Source organism: Aestuariibaculum suncheonense (assembly GCF_014596935.1).
GTDB lineage: Bacteria > Bacteroidota > Bacteroidia > Flavobacteriales > Flavobacteriaceae > Aestuariibaculum > Aestuariibaculum suncheonense.
Genome location: NZ_JACVXC010000002.1, coordinates 64,089 through 77,821 on the forward strand (window position 1 = coordinate 64,089; position 13,733 = coordinate 77,821).

At 36.0% G+C, this 13,733-nt stretch carries 11 protein-coding genes; 4 read left to right on the forward strand and 7 right to left on the reverse strand.

Annotated features, from left to right (window positions below; genetic code table 11):
* Positions 1-17: 17 nt before the first annotated feature.
* The 4 genes from cmk to ICJ84_RS06145 form a co-directional block, all read right to left on the reverse strand.
* The gene (cmk, locus tag ICJ84_RS06130) at positions 18-710 is read right to left on the reverse strand and encodes a (d)CMP kinase (protein WP_188215500.1); all 693 of its coding nucleotides are present in this window, start codon (positions 708-710) and stop codon (positions 18-20) included.
* A gap of 1 nt (position 711) precedes the next feature.
* The gene (porQ, locus tag ICJ84_RS06135; RefSeq protein ID WP_188215501.1) at positions 712-1,731 is read right to left on the reverse strand and encodes a type IX secretion system protein PorQ; all 1,020 of its coding nucleotides are present in this window, start codon (positions 1,729-1,731) and stop codon (positions 712-714) included.
* Positions 1,732-1,920: 189 nt separating this feature from the next.
* Complete coding sequence (gene lon / locus ICJ84_RS06140) at positions 1,921-4,371, reverse strand: endopeptidase La (RefSeq protein ID WP_188215502.1); 2,451 nt, start codon at positions 4,369-4,371, stop codon at positions 1,921-1,923.
* A 218-nt stretch (positions 4,372-4,589) separates the two neighbouring features.
* Positions 4,590-5,240 (reverse strand): rhomboid family intramembrane serine protease, encoded by a 651-nt coding sequence (locus ICJ84_RS06145; RefSeq protein ID WP_188215503.1) that lies wholly within the window; start codon positions 5,238-5,240, stop codon positions 4,590-4,592.
* A gap of 62 nt (positions 5,241-5,302) precedes the next feature.
* On the opposite strand from ICJ84_RS06145, the gene ICJ84_RS06150 reads away from it, so the two are divergent.
* Positions 5,303-6,184, forward strand: coding sequence for a lysophospholipid acyltransferase family protein (locus ICJ84_RS06150; RefSeq protein WP_188215504.1), 882 nt, complete (start codon positions 5,303-5,305; stop codon positions 6,182-6,184).
* A gap of 39 nt (positions 6,185-6,223) precedes the next feature.
* On the opposite strand, the gene ICJ84_RS06155 is transcribed toward ICJ84_RS06150, so the two are convergent.
* Genes ICJ84_RS06155 through glmM form a run of 3 tightly spaced genes read right to left on the reverse strand, consistent with a single transcriptional unit; the run spans position 6,224 to position 8,761 of the window.
* Positions 6,224-6,835 (reverse strand): MarC family protein, encoded by a 612-nt coding sequence (locus tag ICJ84_RS06155; protein ID WP_188215505.1) that lies wholly within the window; start codon positions 6,833-6,835, stop codon positions 6,224-6,226.
* 2 nt (positions 6,836-6,837) lie between these two features.
* Complete coding sequence (locus tag ICJ84_RS06160) at positions 6,838-7,353, reverse strand: DUF3124 domain-containing protein (RefSeq protein WP_188215506.1); 516 nt, start codon at positions 7,351-7,353, stop codon at positions 6,838-6,840.
* 13 nt (positions 7,354-7,366) lie between these two features.
* A complete protein-coding gene (gene glmM, locus ICJ84_RS06165) occupies positions 7,367-8,761 on the reverse strand; it encodes a phosphoglucosamine mutase (protein WP_188215507.1) in 1,395 nt (464 codons plus the stop codon).
* Between the two features lie 84 nt (positions 8,762-8,845).
* On the opposite strand from glmM, the gene ICJ84_RS06170 reads away from it, so the two are divergent.
* The 3 genes from ICJ84_RS06170 to uvrA all read left to right on the forward strand — a co-directional run bounded on the left by ICJ84_RS06170 (position 8,846) and on the right by uvrA (position 13,642).
* Entirely contained in the window at positions 8,846-9,457 is a 612-nt protein-coding gene (locus tag ICJ84_RS06170) for an acyl carrier protein phosphodiesterase (RefSeq protein ID WP_188215508.1), read from the forward strand.
* Positions 9,458-9,586: 129 nt separating this feature from the next.
* On the forward strand, positions 9,587-10,303 hold the full coding sequence (locus ICJ84_RS06175) for a hypothetical protein (protein ID WP_188215509.1): 717 nt from the start codon (positions 9,587-9,589) through the stop codon (positions 10,301-10,303).
* Between the two features lie 504 nt (positions 10,304-10,807).
* Entirely contained in the window at positions 10,808-13,642 is a 2,835-nt protein-coding gene (gene uvrA, locus ICJ84_RS06180) for an excinuclease ABC subunit UvrA (RefSeq protein WP_188215510.1), read from the forward strand.
* Positions 13,643-13,733: the final 91 nt, after the last annotated feature.

The following is a 13,733-nucleotide window of genomic DNA, read 5'->3' on the forward strand; positions in this document are numbered from 1 at the left end:
CTTGAAACCGCTCTTTATTATTTATTTAATGCTTTATTTACCAAATCCAGAATGACTTTAAATTGTTCTTCCAAAGTCATATTAGAATTATCGATTTCAATCGCATCATCAGCTTTTACTAAAGGCGAATCTTCGCGATGCGTATCAATATAATCACGCTCCTGAACATTTTTCAAAACCTCATCGTAAACAACCTCATCCCCTCTATCAATAAGCTCTTTATAGCGACGTTGCGCACGAGTTTCAGCGGAAGCCGTCATGAATAATTTTAATTCAGCATCCGGAAATACCACGGTTCCAATATCACGACCATCCATAACCAAGCCTTTATCCTTTCCCATTTGCTGCTGTTGCTCTACCAACTTATGACGCACTTCAGAAACCGCTGCCACCGTACTGACAAAACCAGACACTTCTAGTGTTCTAATCTGCTTTTCAATATTCACTCCGTTTAAATACACCTCAGCAAACCCTAAAGCTTCATTAAATTTAAAGCTGATATTTATACGTCCTAAATTCTCAATTAACCCTGATTTATCAAAATGATTACCGTCAATAAATCCATGACTCATTGCATAAAAGGCTACAGCGCGATACATCGCACCCGTATCAACATACACATAACCTAAACTTTTAGCCAGTTGCTTCGCTACTGTACTTTTTCCAGTTGAAGAAAATCCGTCTATGGCAATGGTAATTTTGCTGTTCATGTTATTGTAAATCTATTTGTAATCCGAAAAAATTTGAATTTGCTGCGCTTGTATATTTGGCATGCGTATAGCTAAAACGCATTTTATTTAGTTTGATTGAAAAACCGGCAGATAATCCTGCAAAATTACGCTGATCGACCAAACGTAATTCCTCTGAGCGTCTAAAATTATAACCTAATCTGATATTGAAGCCCCCTTCAGGAAACACCTCGGCGCCTAAAATCGTATGACGCATCACCTGACCTAAAAATCCGATTTTTTCTTCCGTTTGGTTTCCGCTTAAATCACTGGTTACTCGTGAAGGGTTCGGTCGGGCTATTGGCCATTCCTGTAAATTTTCTAAGGTCACATGCCAGCGGATGGGTACATTTTCTAAAGTTTGCGACATTCCGAAATCTACTTCAAAAGGTAGTTTTTCATGAAGTCCGGCATAGGTTGTAATTTGCGTTCCCAAATTTCTAACCGCTAGAGCAGCATGAAAATCGTTAACCTCATCAATATAAATTAACCCTAAATCTACTGCTGCCCCAAATGAATTATATTGCTCTAATTTAGATGTTATCAATTTTAAATTTCCACCGAAATAAAAATCAGAATATCCAATTTGCAAAGCATAACCCAATGATAAAGCCGTTTCATTTCCAGTAAATGTTCCGGTAGAATTTCCATCTTCATCATATCCATCGAAAAATCCGTAATTAATGTAAGTAATACCTCCATGAAACGTTTGTGTACGTCTATCTACCGTGTAAGCATAAGAAGCCGTTCCGTAACTAATACCTCCCAGATAACTGGTATAATTTAAAGCCAATTGATTATCCATTTCCGGATTAATAGTTGCCGGATTGAAAAGACCTTGTGTAACATCGTAATCGACATTGGTCAATACCTTTCCTCCCAAAGCAGCTTGACGTGGTGAAGAAACCAGATTCAAAAATTGATACGTTGCTTCACCCCCTAACTGTGCGTAGGAGTAACCTGAAGTGAATACACAAAAAGCAATAATAATTTTCTTTAGCATATATGGGCGCAAAGTAAACAAATCTATCTTAAAACGATAACATACAGCTTTTATTTTACACGATAATTACGATTGAAAAACCACAAAGGCTAGTCTTGAAATCAGTGCATAGATTTAATCTACTTATAATCTTACACCTATCTGATTGATAACAAAAAAAAGAGGCTGAATAATCAACCTCTTTTATATTTACAGCTTTTTAGCATTACTTACTTTCTGATTCGTGACTGCTAATTTAATAACTTCACTCATATCGGTAACATAATGGAACGTTAAGCCTTTCAAGTATTCTTCTTTAATCTCTTCGATATCTCGTCTGTTCTCCTCGCAAAGAATAATCTCTTTAATATGCGCTCTTTTAGCCGCTAAAATTTTCTCTTTAATACCTCCTACAGGAAGTACTTTTCCACGTAGCGTAATTTCCCCTGTCATTGCTAAATTCCTCTTCACTTTCTTTTGAGTGAATAACGACACTAGCGAGGTTAACATGGTAATACCAGCACTTGGACCATCTTTTGGTGTTGCGCCTTCCGGCACGTGAATGTGTACATTATAATTATCGAACACATCATTGCTTATTCCGAATACATCGGCATTTGCTTTAATGTATTCCATGGCAATCGTAGCCGATTCTTTCATAACCTTACCTAGGTTTCCTGTAATATTAAGTAATCCTTTCCCTTTAGAAAGAATAGACTCTATAAACAGGATATCTCCACCAACACTTGTCCAAGCTAAACCTGTTACCACACCGGCCACATTATTGTTTTCGTATTTATCTCGCTCTAATTTAGGTCTTCCAAGCACCTCAATGATATCTTCGTTTGTGACTTTCACATTGTACTCTTCTTCCATAGCAATGTTCTTCGCCGCATGACGAACCATTTTAGCTATTTGTTTTTCTAAACCACGTACACCGGATTCTCTAGTATAACCTTCAACGATTTTTTCAAGTTGTGGTTTGGCTATTTTAAGATGTGAATCATTTAAACCGTGCTCTTTTAATTGTTTTGGCAGTAAATGACGTTTAGCTATTTCAACTTTCTCTTCAATCGTATATCCGGTGACGTTTATAATTTCCATACGATCACGTAATGCTGGCTGAATACTTCCCAAACTATTGGAAGTAGCTATAAACATCACTTTAGACAAGTCATACCCCATCTCTAGGAAGTTATCATAGAACTCACTGTTTTGTTCTGGATCTAAAACTTCAAGCATTGCTGAAGACGGATCACCGTTATGCGAATTGGTTAACTTATCAATCTCATCCAATACAAATACCGGATTTGATGTGCCGGCTTTTTTCAAACTCTGAATAATACGACCCGGCATAGCGCCTATATAGGTTTTTCTGTGCCCGCGAATCTCGGCTTCATCACGCAAACCACCTAACGAAATACGCACATATTCTCTCCCTAAAGCTTCTGCAATAGATTTTCCTAACGAGGTTTTACCAACACCTGGAGGTCCGTAAAGACATAAAATAGGCGATTTCATATCGTTACGTAATTTAAGCACTGCCAAATATTCAATAATACGACGTTTTACATCTTCAAGACCAAAATGCTCACGATCTAAAATCTTCTTAGCGCGTTTTAAATCGAATTTATCCTGACTGAATTCATTCCAAGGTAAATCTAAAAACAACTCTAAATAGTTGCGCTGAATAGAATACTCGGCCACCTGAGGATTCATTCGCTGCATTTTAGACAATTCCTTATCGAAATGCTTCGCTACTTTTTCGTCCCATAGTTTTAATTCGGCACGCTCGCGCATTTCCTCAATCTCTTCCTCATGATTTACTCCACCCAATTCTTCCTGAATGGTTTTCATTTGCTGATGCAAAAAGTATTCTCGCTGCTGCTGACTCATATCCATTTGCACCTTAGACTGAATATCATTCTTAAGCTCCAGCTTCTGCAACTCCAGATTCATATACTTTAAGGTTGCAAGGGCGCGTTTTTTAAGATCGTCAATCTCTAATAACGATTGCTTTTCAGCTACCGTTAAATTCATATTAGACGAGACAAAATTGATTAAAAACGAATTGCTTTCAATGTTTTTAATAGCAAATGATGCTTCGCTAGGAATGTTCGGGCTTTCCTTAATGATATTTAAAGCTAATTCTTTAATAGAATCTATAATTGCTGAAAATTCCTTGTTTTTTTGAGCTGGTCTTGCTTCTGGGATATCTCTTACCGTAGCATTCATATAAGGCTCTTCGGTAATAACCTCGGCTACCTTAAAACGCTTTTTCCCCTGAATAATAACAGTAACGTTGCCATCAGGCATTTTTAAAACACGTAAAATTTTAGCAACCGTACCCACCTCGTTAATTTCCTTCGCGCTTGGGTTTTCAACCGACTCATCTTTTTGAGCTACAACTCCAATAATTTTAGAGCCTTTATTAGCATCGTTAATTAGTTTAATCGATTTATCACGACCTGCCGTAATAGGAATAACTACCCCAGGAAATAAAACCGTATTTCTTAAGGAAAGAATCGGTAAGGTTTCCGGTAAGGCTTCGTTGTTTATTTCTTCTTCATCTTCAGGTGTCATTAAAGGAATTAATTCTGCATTTTCATCAAAATCCTGTAATGACAAACTGTCAAGGGTTAAAAAATTTGATTTCTTCATATGTATATTTAAGCCAATCTGTCAGTAATCAGACTCGCTTTTAAGTTTTAATAATTTAGCTATAACATCAATTATTTAACGATCAGTCGTTTAAACGATTAAAATTATACATCTTTCTAATATAAGGTCAATTCTTATGCCATAATACAGAATACGACAAATTGAAATTTATAAAATGTGGCATTTAGAAATAGGTAAAGATAGCTTTTAAATATATTTTACATCTTCCCTGATTTCTTCAAAATATATAGGAGAACAATAGGTATTGCTAATAAAATAATCATTAAGAAATGTTCCTCAAGCAACCATGGCGCTAAAACCAAAGTAATAATATAACCACCAACAGCGCCTCCAAAATGCGCATCATGACCAATATTACCTATTCTGTTTTTCATCCCGTAAATCGAATACAATAAATAACCAATACCAAACACATATGCCGGAATGGGAATGGGTACAAAAAACAAAAATAAACTCATATCCGGTTGCAATAAAATAGCTGAATACAGTACACCTGTAACAGCGCCACTGGCTCCAACCGCACTGTAATGATATTCATGCTTATGAAAATATAAAGACAATACATTACCAAACAACAAACTACCAATATAAATCAATAAAAAGCTAACTGTCCCTAGATACCCTAATACGGTATTCGCGAAAAAATACAGAGTTAACATATTAAAGAGTAAATGCTGAGTATCGACATGTAAAAACGCCGAGCTAAACAAACGAACCTTTTCCCCACGCTGCACACTACCAACCTGAAACTTATACTTATCAAAAAAGCTGTAATCGCCAAAACCTTTGTAAGATATTAGCACATTAGCAGCTATAATAACAATAGTGATTAAATTTAAATTACCCATAAAGCCTAAAAGTTTATTTTCAAATTAGCATATATTTGCATTTACAAATCTAAAATTAATTCATGCAATTTCTAGCATATATTCTGGTTTATCCACTTTTGTGGATTATATCTATACTTCCATTTCCTTTACTTTACTTAGTTTCTGACGGACTCTACATTTTAATGTATCACATCATAGGTTACCGAAAAAAAGTAGTTAAAAGCAACCTTAAATTAGTATTCCCAGGAAAAAGCGAGCAGGAAATTTCCGTGATTACCAAAAAATTCTATAGTCATCTTTCTGATATGTTTTTAGAAATGACAAAAACCTTAACCATTTCTGAAAAAGAGCTTAACAAACGTTTTAAAATAAAAAACCCTGAAGAATTCAAACGTTTGGAAAGCATGAATAAAAGCATCATTTTAATGTTTGGTCATTACGCCAGTTGGGAATGGTCGGTAGTTTTACAAAACTACATTAACTTCAATGGTCTGGCGGTTTACAAAAAATTAGCAAATAAATATTTTGATAACTTAGTTAGAAGAATGCGCTCTAAATTCAACACAACACTAATCAGCACCAAAGAAACCATTAGCACCATAAATGAAAATGAAAGCAACAACATAAAAAGCATTATGGCTTTTTTAAGCGACCAATCACCAAGGCTCACGAAAGAAGTTTACTGGGGGCAATTTATGGGTATTGATATCCCTTGTTTTACTGGCGCCGAGCGTTTGGCTAAAAAACTGGATCTAACAACAGCTTTTTTAAAAGTCACCAAAGTCAAACGCGGACATTATGAAGCTGAAATTAAAACCTTAGCTGAAGACAGCACAGCTTACAACGATTACAAATTAACCGATATGTTTTTACGTGAAGTTGAAAAACAGATTTATGAAGCCCCCGAATACTATTTCTGGACTCATAAACGCTGGAAATATAAAGACCGAAAACCGCAATAATAAAAAATGCTCCCAAATGGCAGCCTTTTTTATTTAATGTCACACAGTAAAGAAATCTCTTAGTCCGCTTAAAACACTTTGAACCGCATATGACGCCAAAATAAGTCCCATAATTTTACTTATTACAGTAATACCATATTCTCCAATACGCTTTTGAACGGCGTTTGCTGCTAACAACAACAACATGGTTAACGTCACCACTACCATAACTAAAACAACGGTAATAAATTGCTCCTTCACAGAATAAATGTGATTATCGGTCATTAAAACCACAGCCATAATAGCTCCCGGGGACGCTATAGACGGAATGGCGACCGGAAAAATAGTAACGTGTTTATAATCTTTAATAGAATGAATTTCCGATTCTGGTTTTCCCTCTCCAAAAATCATGGTTAAAGCAAATAAAAATAAAATAACACCACCTGAAATTTGAAAAGCATCTAACGACACGTTCATCCCTTCTAATATAATCTGTCCGACCAGAACAAAAAACAATAACACAAAAAAAGCAACAACAGAGGCTCTTACTGCAACTTTACGTTTGTGTTTTAAATCGAAATTCTTTGTAGCTTCAAGATATACTGGCACCGACCCTAAAGGATCGATTACTGCAATCATAAAAAGTATTTTGGTTATTATAAGTGAAAGCATATTTATTTAAGCTCCTTTCCTTGTGTTGTAAATGAAATTCCTTGTTGTCCAGATGTTGAAATCATAACGCTTTCAAAAAATGGTGTATTTGAAGTTTCTTTCATTCTCCAATCGAATAAAAAATTGGCTCCGGTTCCACCTTCTTCGTCACGTTCGTCAATAACTATTTCCACAGCTTCCATAGGCGCAACGTAAATCGTCTTATCAAAATACGTTCTTATAGCATTTCCGTGAGTATCATAATATGTCGCTTTATCGATATAAACCGTATCTGAAACATTAATATTTCTAATACTAACTGTGGCTGTTAAACTATGAATACGATGTTCGGTTTCGCTGTAGATTTGCGAATACACCGATAGATAGGTTTTTCCTTGAACCAAGGAATCCGGCAAAGCCGAATGTATCATCCGATTTTGCCAGTTTACTTCATCAACAGAACTGTATGTTTTATCTTTATCGCATGACTGCAAAAGCAACACTGCCATTAATATTAAATATAAATTTCTTGTAGCCATGACAAACAAATTTTTAAACGTTTACACCAGCAATAGATCCTATTTCTTCAATAAATTTATCCGCTAATTCATCTGCTGATTCCTGAGATTTGGCTTCGGTATAGATTCTAACAATAGGTTCGGTGTTACTTTTACGTAAATGCACCCAGTTTTCAGTAAAATCAATCTTTACACCATCAATAGTAGTTAATTGTTCATTTTGATAACGCTCCTCAATAGTTTTCAAAATAGCATCAACATCTAAACTTGGCGTTAATTCAATTTTCTTTTTACTCATGTAATAATCCGGATAGGTTTTTCTAAGCTCACTAACCTTCATATCTCTTTCAGCTAACAAGCTTAAAAACAACGCTACACCAACTAATGCATCGCGACCGTAATGCGCTTCAGGATAAATAATACCGCCATTACCTTCACCGCCTATAACAACGTTGTTTTGTTTCATAAGTTTCACCACATTTACCTCCCCAACAGCACTGGCTTCATATGTTCCTCCATGCTTTTCTGTAATATCGCGCAAGGCTCGTGTAGAACTCATATTACTCACTGTATTACCAGGTGTTTTACTCAATACATAATCAGCGCAAGCTACAAGCGTATATTCCTCGCCAAACATTTCTCCGTTTTCATCTACAAATGCCAAACGATCAACATCCGGATCGACGACAATACCGAAATCGGCACGTTCTTCAACCACTTTTTTAGACAACTCCGACAAATGCTCTTTTAAAGGCTCTGGATTATGCGGAAAATGACCATTTGGTTCACAATACAATTTAACAACTTCAACCCCTAAGCGCTCAAGCAATAAAGGAATAGCCAAACCACCAGTGGAATTAACACCATCGACTACGACTTTAAAACGCGCTTCTTCAATTGGACTAACTGTTACTAAAGACAAATCTAACACCTCAATAATATGAAGATCTATATACGCTTTGTTCTTTGTTATTTTTCCTAAGCTATCGACATCTGAAAAATTTATTGTTCCACTTTCGGCGATATCTAAAATCTTAGCTCCTTCAGCACCATCTAAAAATTCCCCTTTAGCATTTAATAATTTTAAGGCATTCCATTGTTTCGGGTTATGGCTTGCGGTTAGAATAATACCGCCATCAGCATGCTCCATAGGCACAGCAACTTCAACAGTAGGTGTTGTCGACAAACCTATGTCAACTACATGAATCCCCATCCCTACAAGGGTATTCATCACTAAATCCTGAATCATTTTACCCGAAATACGGGCATCTCTACCCACAACAACCTTATAGTCTGTTTTATCACGCTGTTGCTTAATCCATGCTCCATAAGCCGCTGCAAATTTAACCGCATCAATAGGTGTTAAATTCTCTCCTACCTGCCCTCCAATAGTTCCTCTTATCCCTGAAATCGATTTAATTAATGTCATTAATTTTTTTTAATTATTTAGTTTGAAAACAAATATACAATTCCAAAATTGTAATTCTTAAAACCTAATTCGTAAATTTCACAAATGAATTACTTAGCCCACATTTATCTTTCAGGAGAAAACGAATTAGTGACCATTGGCAATTTCATAGCCGATGGGATAAAAGGTAAATCTTATAAAAATTACGCGACCGATATTCAAATTGGCATTCTACTACATAGGAATATTGACACTTTTACCGACGCTCATCAAGTGGTTAGACAGAGTACTAGACGGTTACATGAGAAATACGGCCATTATTCCGGCATTATAGTCGATATTCTATATGACCATTTTTTAGCCAAAAACTGGCATTTATACCATGACAGTCCGTTACATATATACACCGAAGCATTTTACGATACTTTGGAAAAACATTATGATATTTTACCCCTCCGAATTCAAAAAATGATGCCTTACATGATGACAGACAACTGGCTTTTAAGCTACGCTTCTATTGATGGTATCTCCAGAGTTTTGGATGGTATGAATAGGAGGACCAAACAGCGCTCCAGTATGAACGAAGCGGTTAACGAATTAGAGACCTTTTATGATGAGTTCGAACAAGAGTTTTCTGAATTTTTCGAAGAACTTAAGCTATTTTCAAATGAAAGACTTAAAGAGCACACCTTTAGACTAAAGAAAAACGCTTCATAAAACACCTTAATATTACACTTTATCGAAAACTTTTCCTAAGAAACGTTTTTAATCTAATTTATTTCACAAAACCACTAGTAATTAATATTTTAGAAGCTATCCAATTAAAACAGTAACATTCCACAGCCTATGAAACTAAAGCGAGGTTTAAAAATAACATTTGGAGTCATTGTGTTTTTCACACTACCAAGCCTTCTGTTTTTTAGTTTCCTATATTTTAAATACAACGAGGAATTACCTTCAGGTATACAAGGAAAAGAAGCCGATGCTTTAGCCAAAAACATGCTGCAAACCTTAAATTATGAGGCTTTCCAAAAAACAAGACTTATTGAATGGACGTTTAAAAAACGACACCATTACGAATGGGATAAAACCCAAAACCTTTGTAGTGTTTATTGGAAAGAATACAAAGTAGACCTCGATTTAAACAACAGCAACAACCATAAAGCATACGTGCACAGTTTTAATGTGCATGGCGATTTAGCCGACGAACTTATTCAGAAAGCTATTAAATATTTCAACAACGACTCGTTTTGGCTCGTAGCTCCGTATAAAGTATTCGACAAAGGTACCGAGCGACGTTTGGTATCTTTACCCAACAATAAAAATGGCTTACTGGTCACTTATACATCGGGTGGTTCTACCCCTGGCGATTCCTATCTGTGGTTATTCAATGACTCAGGAAGACCTGTAAGTTTTAAAATGTGGACCTCTATATTACCTATCGATGGTTTAGAAGCTTCCTGGAGTGACTGGAAAACAACTTCAACAGGAGCACAACTACCTAATTTTCACAAACTCCTTTTTCTCGGATTAGAAATAGACGACATCAAAACAAGCTATTAATACCTAACATTTCTTAAAATTTTGTTAAATAATTAACATTGGTTAATTATTTTCAACTGAATAAAATAGAGGGTGCAACAACAAAATCAAACAAACAACCTTCTAAAACCATAAAAAAACACTGACTTAACAATAACTTAACATTAAAACACTTCAAGCACCCCCAAAAAAAAAGGGGTCTCTTAAACATTAATTCAAAAATAGATTTCTTGATTATAAAGACAAGCATTTGCATAATCTATTTAACTCTATTATTTTAGAACAATAATTAAACTAATAACAATATAAGTTACTTAAATACTAATAGTAAACAAAAGTAACCAATTAAAGTCTTTATTCTGAATAGCATTTCAGAATTGACAAAACTTTACCAACTAATTAAAATACACCACCAAAGCTGCATTATAAAATGCAGCTTTTTTTTATCCCTACTCAACAAAAACCAAAAGAATTCTTCTTAAATATTTAACAACTAAAATTGTAACTTTGCGCTTTTGCGATTATATGAGTCATTTCGAAGAATTTATAGAAGTAAAAGGAGCTAGAGTACACAATCTGAAAAACATTGATGTATCCATTCCTCGTGAGAAACTTGTGGTTATCACTGGTTTATCAGGGAGCGGAAAATCATCGTTAGCTTTCGATACCATTTATGCTGAAGGCCAGCGTCGCTACATCGAAACGTTTTCGGCGTACGCCAGACAATTCCTTGGAGGATTAGAACGTCCGGATGTTGATAAAATCGACGGCCTTTCTCCTGTAATCGCCATAGAACAAAAAACCACCAGTAAATCGCCTCGTTCTACCGTTGGAACCATTACCGAGATTTACGATTTCCTGCGCTTACTTTTTGCCCGCGCCAGCGACGCCTACAGTTACAACACGGGAGATAAAATGATTAGTTACAGTGATGAGCAAATCAAAGAACTCATTATTAATGACTTTAAAGGCAAACGTATTAATGTTTTAGCGCCTGTAGTTCGTTCCCGAAAAGGACATTATCGTGAATTATTCGAACAAATTGCCAAACAAGGCTTTGTTAAAGTAAGAACCGACGGCGAAATTCAGGATCTAAAAAAAGGCATGAAACTTGATCGTTACAAAACACATGATATTGAAATTGTTATCGATCGTTTGGTTATAGATGACAGTGCCGATAATGACAAACGTCTTACCGAAACCATAAACACAGCCATGTATCATGGAGAAGATGTATTAATGATTTTAGATCACGACACACAAGAGGTTCGCTATTTCAGTAGAAATTTAATGTGTCCGTCTTCCGGAATCTCCTACCCCAATCCTGAACCTAACAACTTTTCATTTAACTCTCCAAAAGGCGCATGCCCTGCCTGTAGTGGTATTGGTACTATGCGAAAAGTAAATGAAAAGAAAATCATTCCAGACGATAGCTTATCCATAAAAAATGGCGCTTTAGCGCCACACGGCCCAGAAAAAAACAGCTGGATTTTTAAACAGTTAAACACTATTGCACAACGTTACAATTTTAGTTTAACCGATGCTTACAAAGACATTCCGGAAGAAGCAAAACAAATGATTCTTTACGGAGGTAATGAAAAATTTTCAATAGAAAGCAAAAGTTTAGGAGTCACCAGAGAATATAAAATAGATTTTGAAGGCATCGCTACGTTTATAGAAAACCAATACAAAACAGCTGAAACCACTTCGCTTAAGCGTTGGGCTAAAGACTATATGGACAAAATTGAATGCCCGGAGTGTCTCGGTAGTCGTTTAAAGAAAGAATCACTGTACTTTAAAATCAATGATAAAAATATCGCTGAACTCGCTAATACAGATGTTTCTGAACTAGCGGAATGGTTTAACGACTTGCACAAACACCTTTCAGACAAACAATTAAAAATTGCAGAAGAAGTTCTGAAAGAAATAAAATCCAGACTTCAATTTTTATTGGACGTCGGATTAAATTACCTGTCACTAAACCGAAGCTCTAAATCACTTTCTGGAGGTGAAGCACAACGTATTCGGTTAGCAACTCAAATAGGGTCGCAATTGGTTGGTGTACTATATATATTAGATGAACCTAGCATTGGGTTGCATCAACGAGATAACGAAAAGCTGATTAATTCCCTACTCTCTTTACGCGATATTGGCAACTCAGTTGTGGTTGTTGAACACGACAAGGACATGATTGAACGCGCCGATTACGTAATTGATATCGGCCCGAAAGCCGGAAAACACGGCGGAAAAATCATAAGCATTGGCACTCCTCAAGAATTATTAACACACGACACTCTAACTGCGGATTATCTAAACGGCACGAAGGAAATTGAAATTCCTAAAAAGCGTCGTGAAGGCAATGGTAAATTTTTAGAATTAAACGGCTGCACAGGTAACAACTTAAAAAACGTTTCTGTTAAATTTCCGTTAGGAAAAATGATTGGAGTTACCGGTGTTTCCGGTAGTGGAAAATCGACTTTAATAAACGAAACCCTATACCCAATTCTTAACGCACATTATTTTAATGGTGTTAAAAAACCCATGCCATACAAAAGTGTAAAAGGCTTGGAGTATATCGATAAAGTCATTGACATCAATCAATCGCCTATTGGTAGAACGCCACGAAGCAACCCAGCCACTTATACCGGTGTTTTTAGTGAAATACGTAGTTTGTTCGCTAAAATTCCTGAAGCGATGATTCGCGGCTACAAACCCGGACGCTTCAGCTTCAATGTAAAAGGTGGCCGCTGCGAAACCTGTCAGGGAGGCGGATTAAAAGTGATTGAAATGAATTTTCTTCCTGACGTTTATGTCGAGTGTGAAACCTGCCAGGGAAAACGTTTCAATCGCGAGACTTTAGAAATTAGATACAAAGGAAAATCGATTAGCGATGTGTTAGACATGACCATTAACGAAGCTGTAGATTTCTTTGAACATATTCCTAAGATTTACAACAAACTTAAAACCATTAAAGATGTCGGCCTTGGCTACATCACCCTTGGTCAACAAAGTACAACCTTATCTGGCGGTGAGGCACAGCGCATTAAACTGGCTACCGAATTAAGCAAACGCGACACAGGGAATACCTTCTATATTTTAGATGAACCTACCACAGGATTGCATTTTGAAGACATTCGTGTTCTTATGATTGTACTGAATAAACTAGCCAACAAAGGCAATACCGTACTTATTATTGAACATAACTTGGACGTTATCAAAACAGTTGATCATATTATCGATATTGGTTACGAAGGCGGTAAAGGCGGTGGCAAAGTAGTTGTTGAAGGCACTCCTGAAGAAGTGGCAATGCATAAAAAGAGTTATACCGCTAAATTTTTAAAGAAGGAACTGGGCTTATAAATAAGTTTGTCGCAGTTTGCATTTCATAGAATAGAAAACTAAATTTGAGCGATTCGTTTAATACAATGTTTTGCTATGCTTGACGAATCAA

Coding starts and splice junctions, on each gene's coding strand:
- ICJ84_RS06150 (WP_188215504.1), top strand. CDS start 5,303: ATGCAATTTCTAGCATATATTCTGGTTTATCCACTTTTGTGGATTATA.
- porQ (WP_188215501.1), bottom strand. CDS start 1,731: ATGCTAAAGAAAATTATTATTGCTTTTTGTGTATTCACTTCAGGTTAC.
- ICJ84_RS06155 (WP_188215505.1), bottom strand. CDS start 6,835: ATGCTTTCACTTATAATAACCAAAATACTTTTTATGATTGCAGTAATC.
- cmk (WP_188215500.1), bottom strand. CDS start 710: ATGAACAGCAAAATTACCATTGCCATAGACGGATTTTCTTCAACTGGA.
- ICJ84_RS06175 (WP_188215509.1), top strand. CDS start 9,587: ATGAAACTAAAGCGAGGTTTAAAAATAACATTTGGAGTCATTGTGTTT.
- lon (WP_188215502.1), bottom strand. CDS start 4,371: ATGAAGAAATCAAATTTTTTAACCCTTGACAGTTTGTCATTACAGGAT.
- ICJ84_RS06170 (WP_188215508.1), top strand. CDS start 8,846: ATGAATTACTTAGCCCACATTTATCTTTCAGGAGAAAACGAATTAGTG.
- ICJ84_RS06145 (WP_188215503.1), bottom strand. CDS start 5,240: ATGGGTAATTTAAATTTAATCACTATTGTTATTATAGCTGCTAATGTG.
- glmM (WP_188215507.1), bottom strand. CDS start 8,761: ATGACATTAATTAAATCGATTTCAGGGATAAGAGGAACTATTGGAGGG.
- ICJ84_RS06160 (WP_188215506.1), bottom strand. CDS start 7,353: ATGGCTACAAGAAATTTATATTTAATATTAATGGCAGTGTTGCTTTTG.
- uvrA (WP_188215510.1), top strand. CDS start 10,808: ATGAGTCATTTCGAAGAATTTATAGAAGTAAAAGGAGCTAGAGTACAC.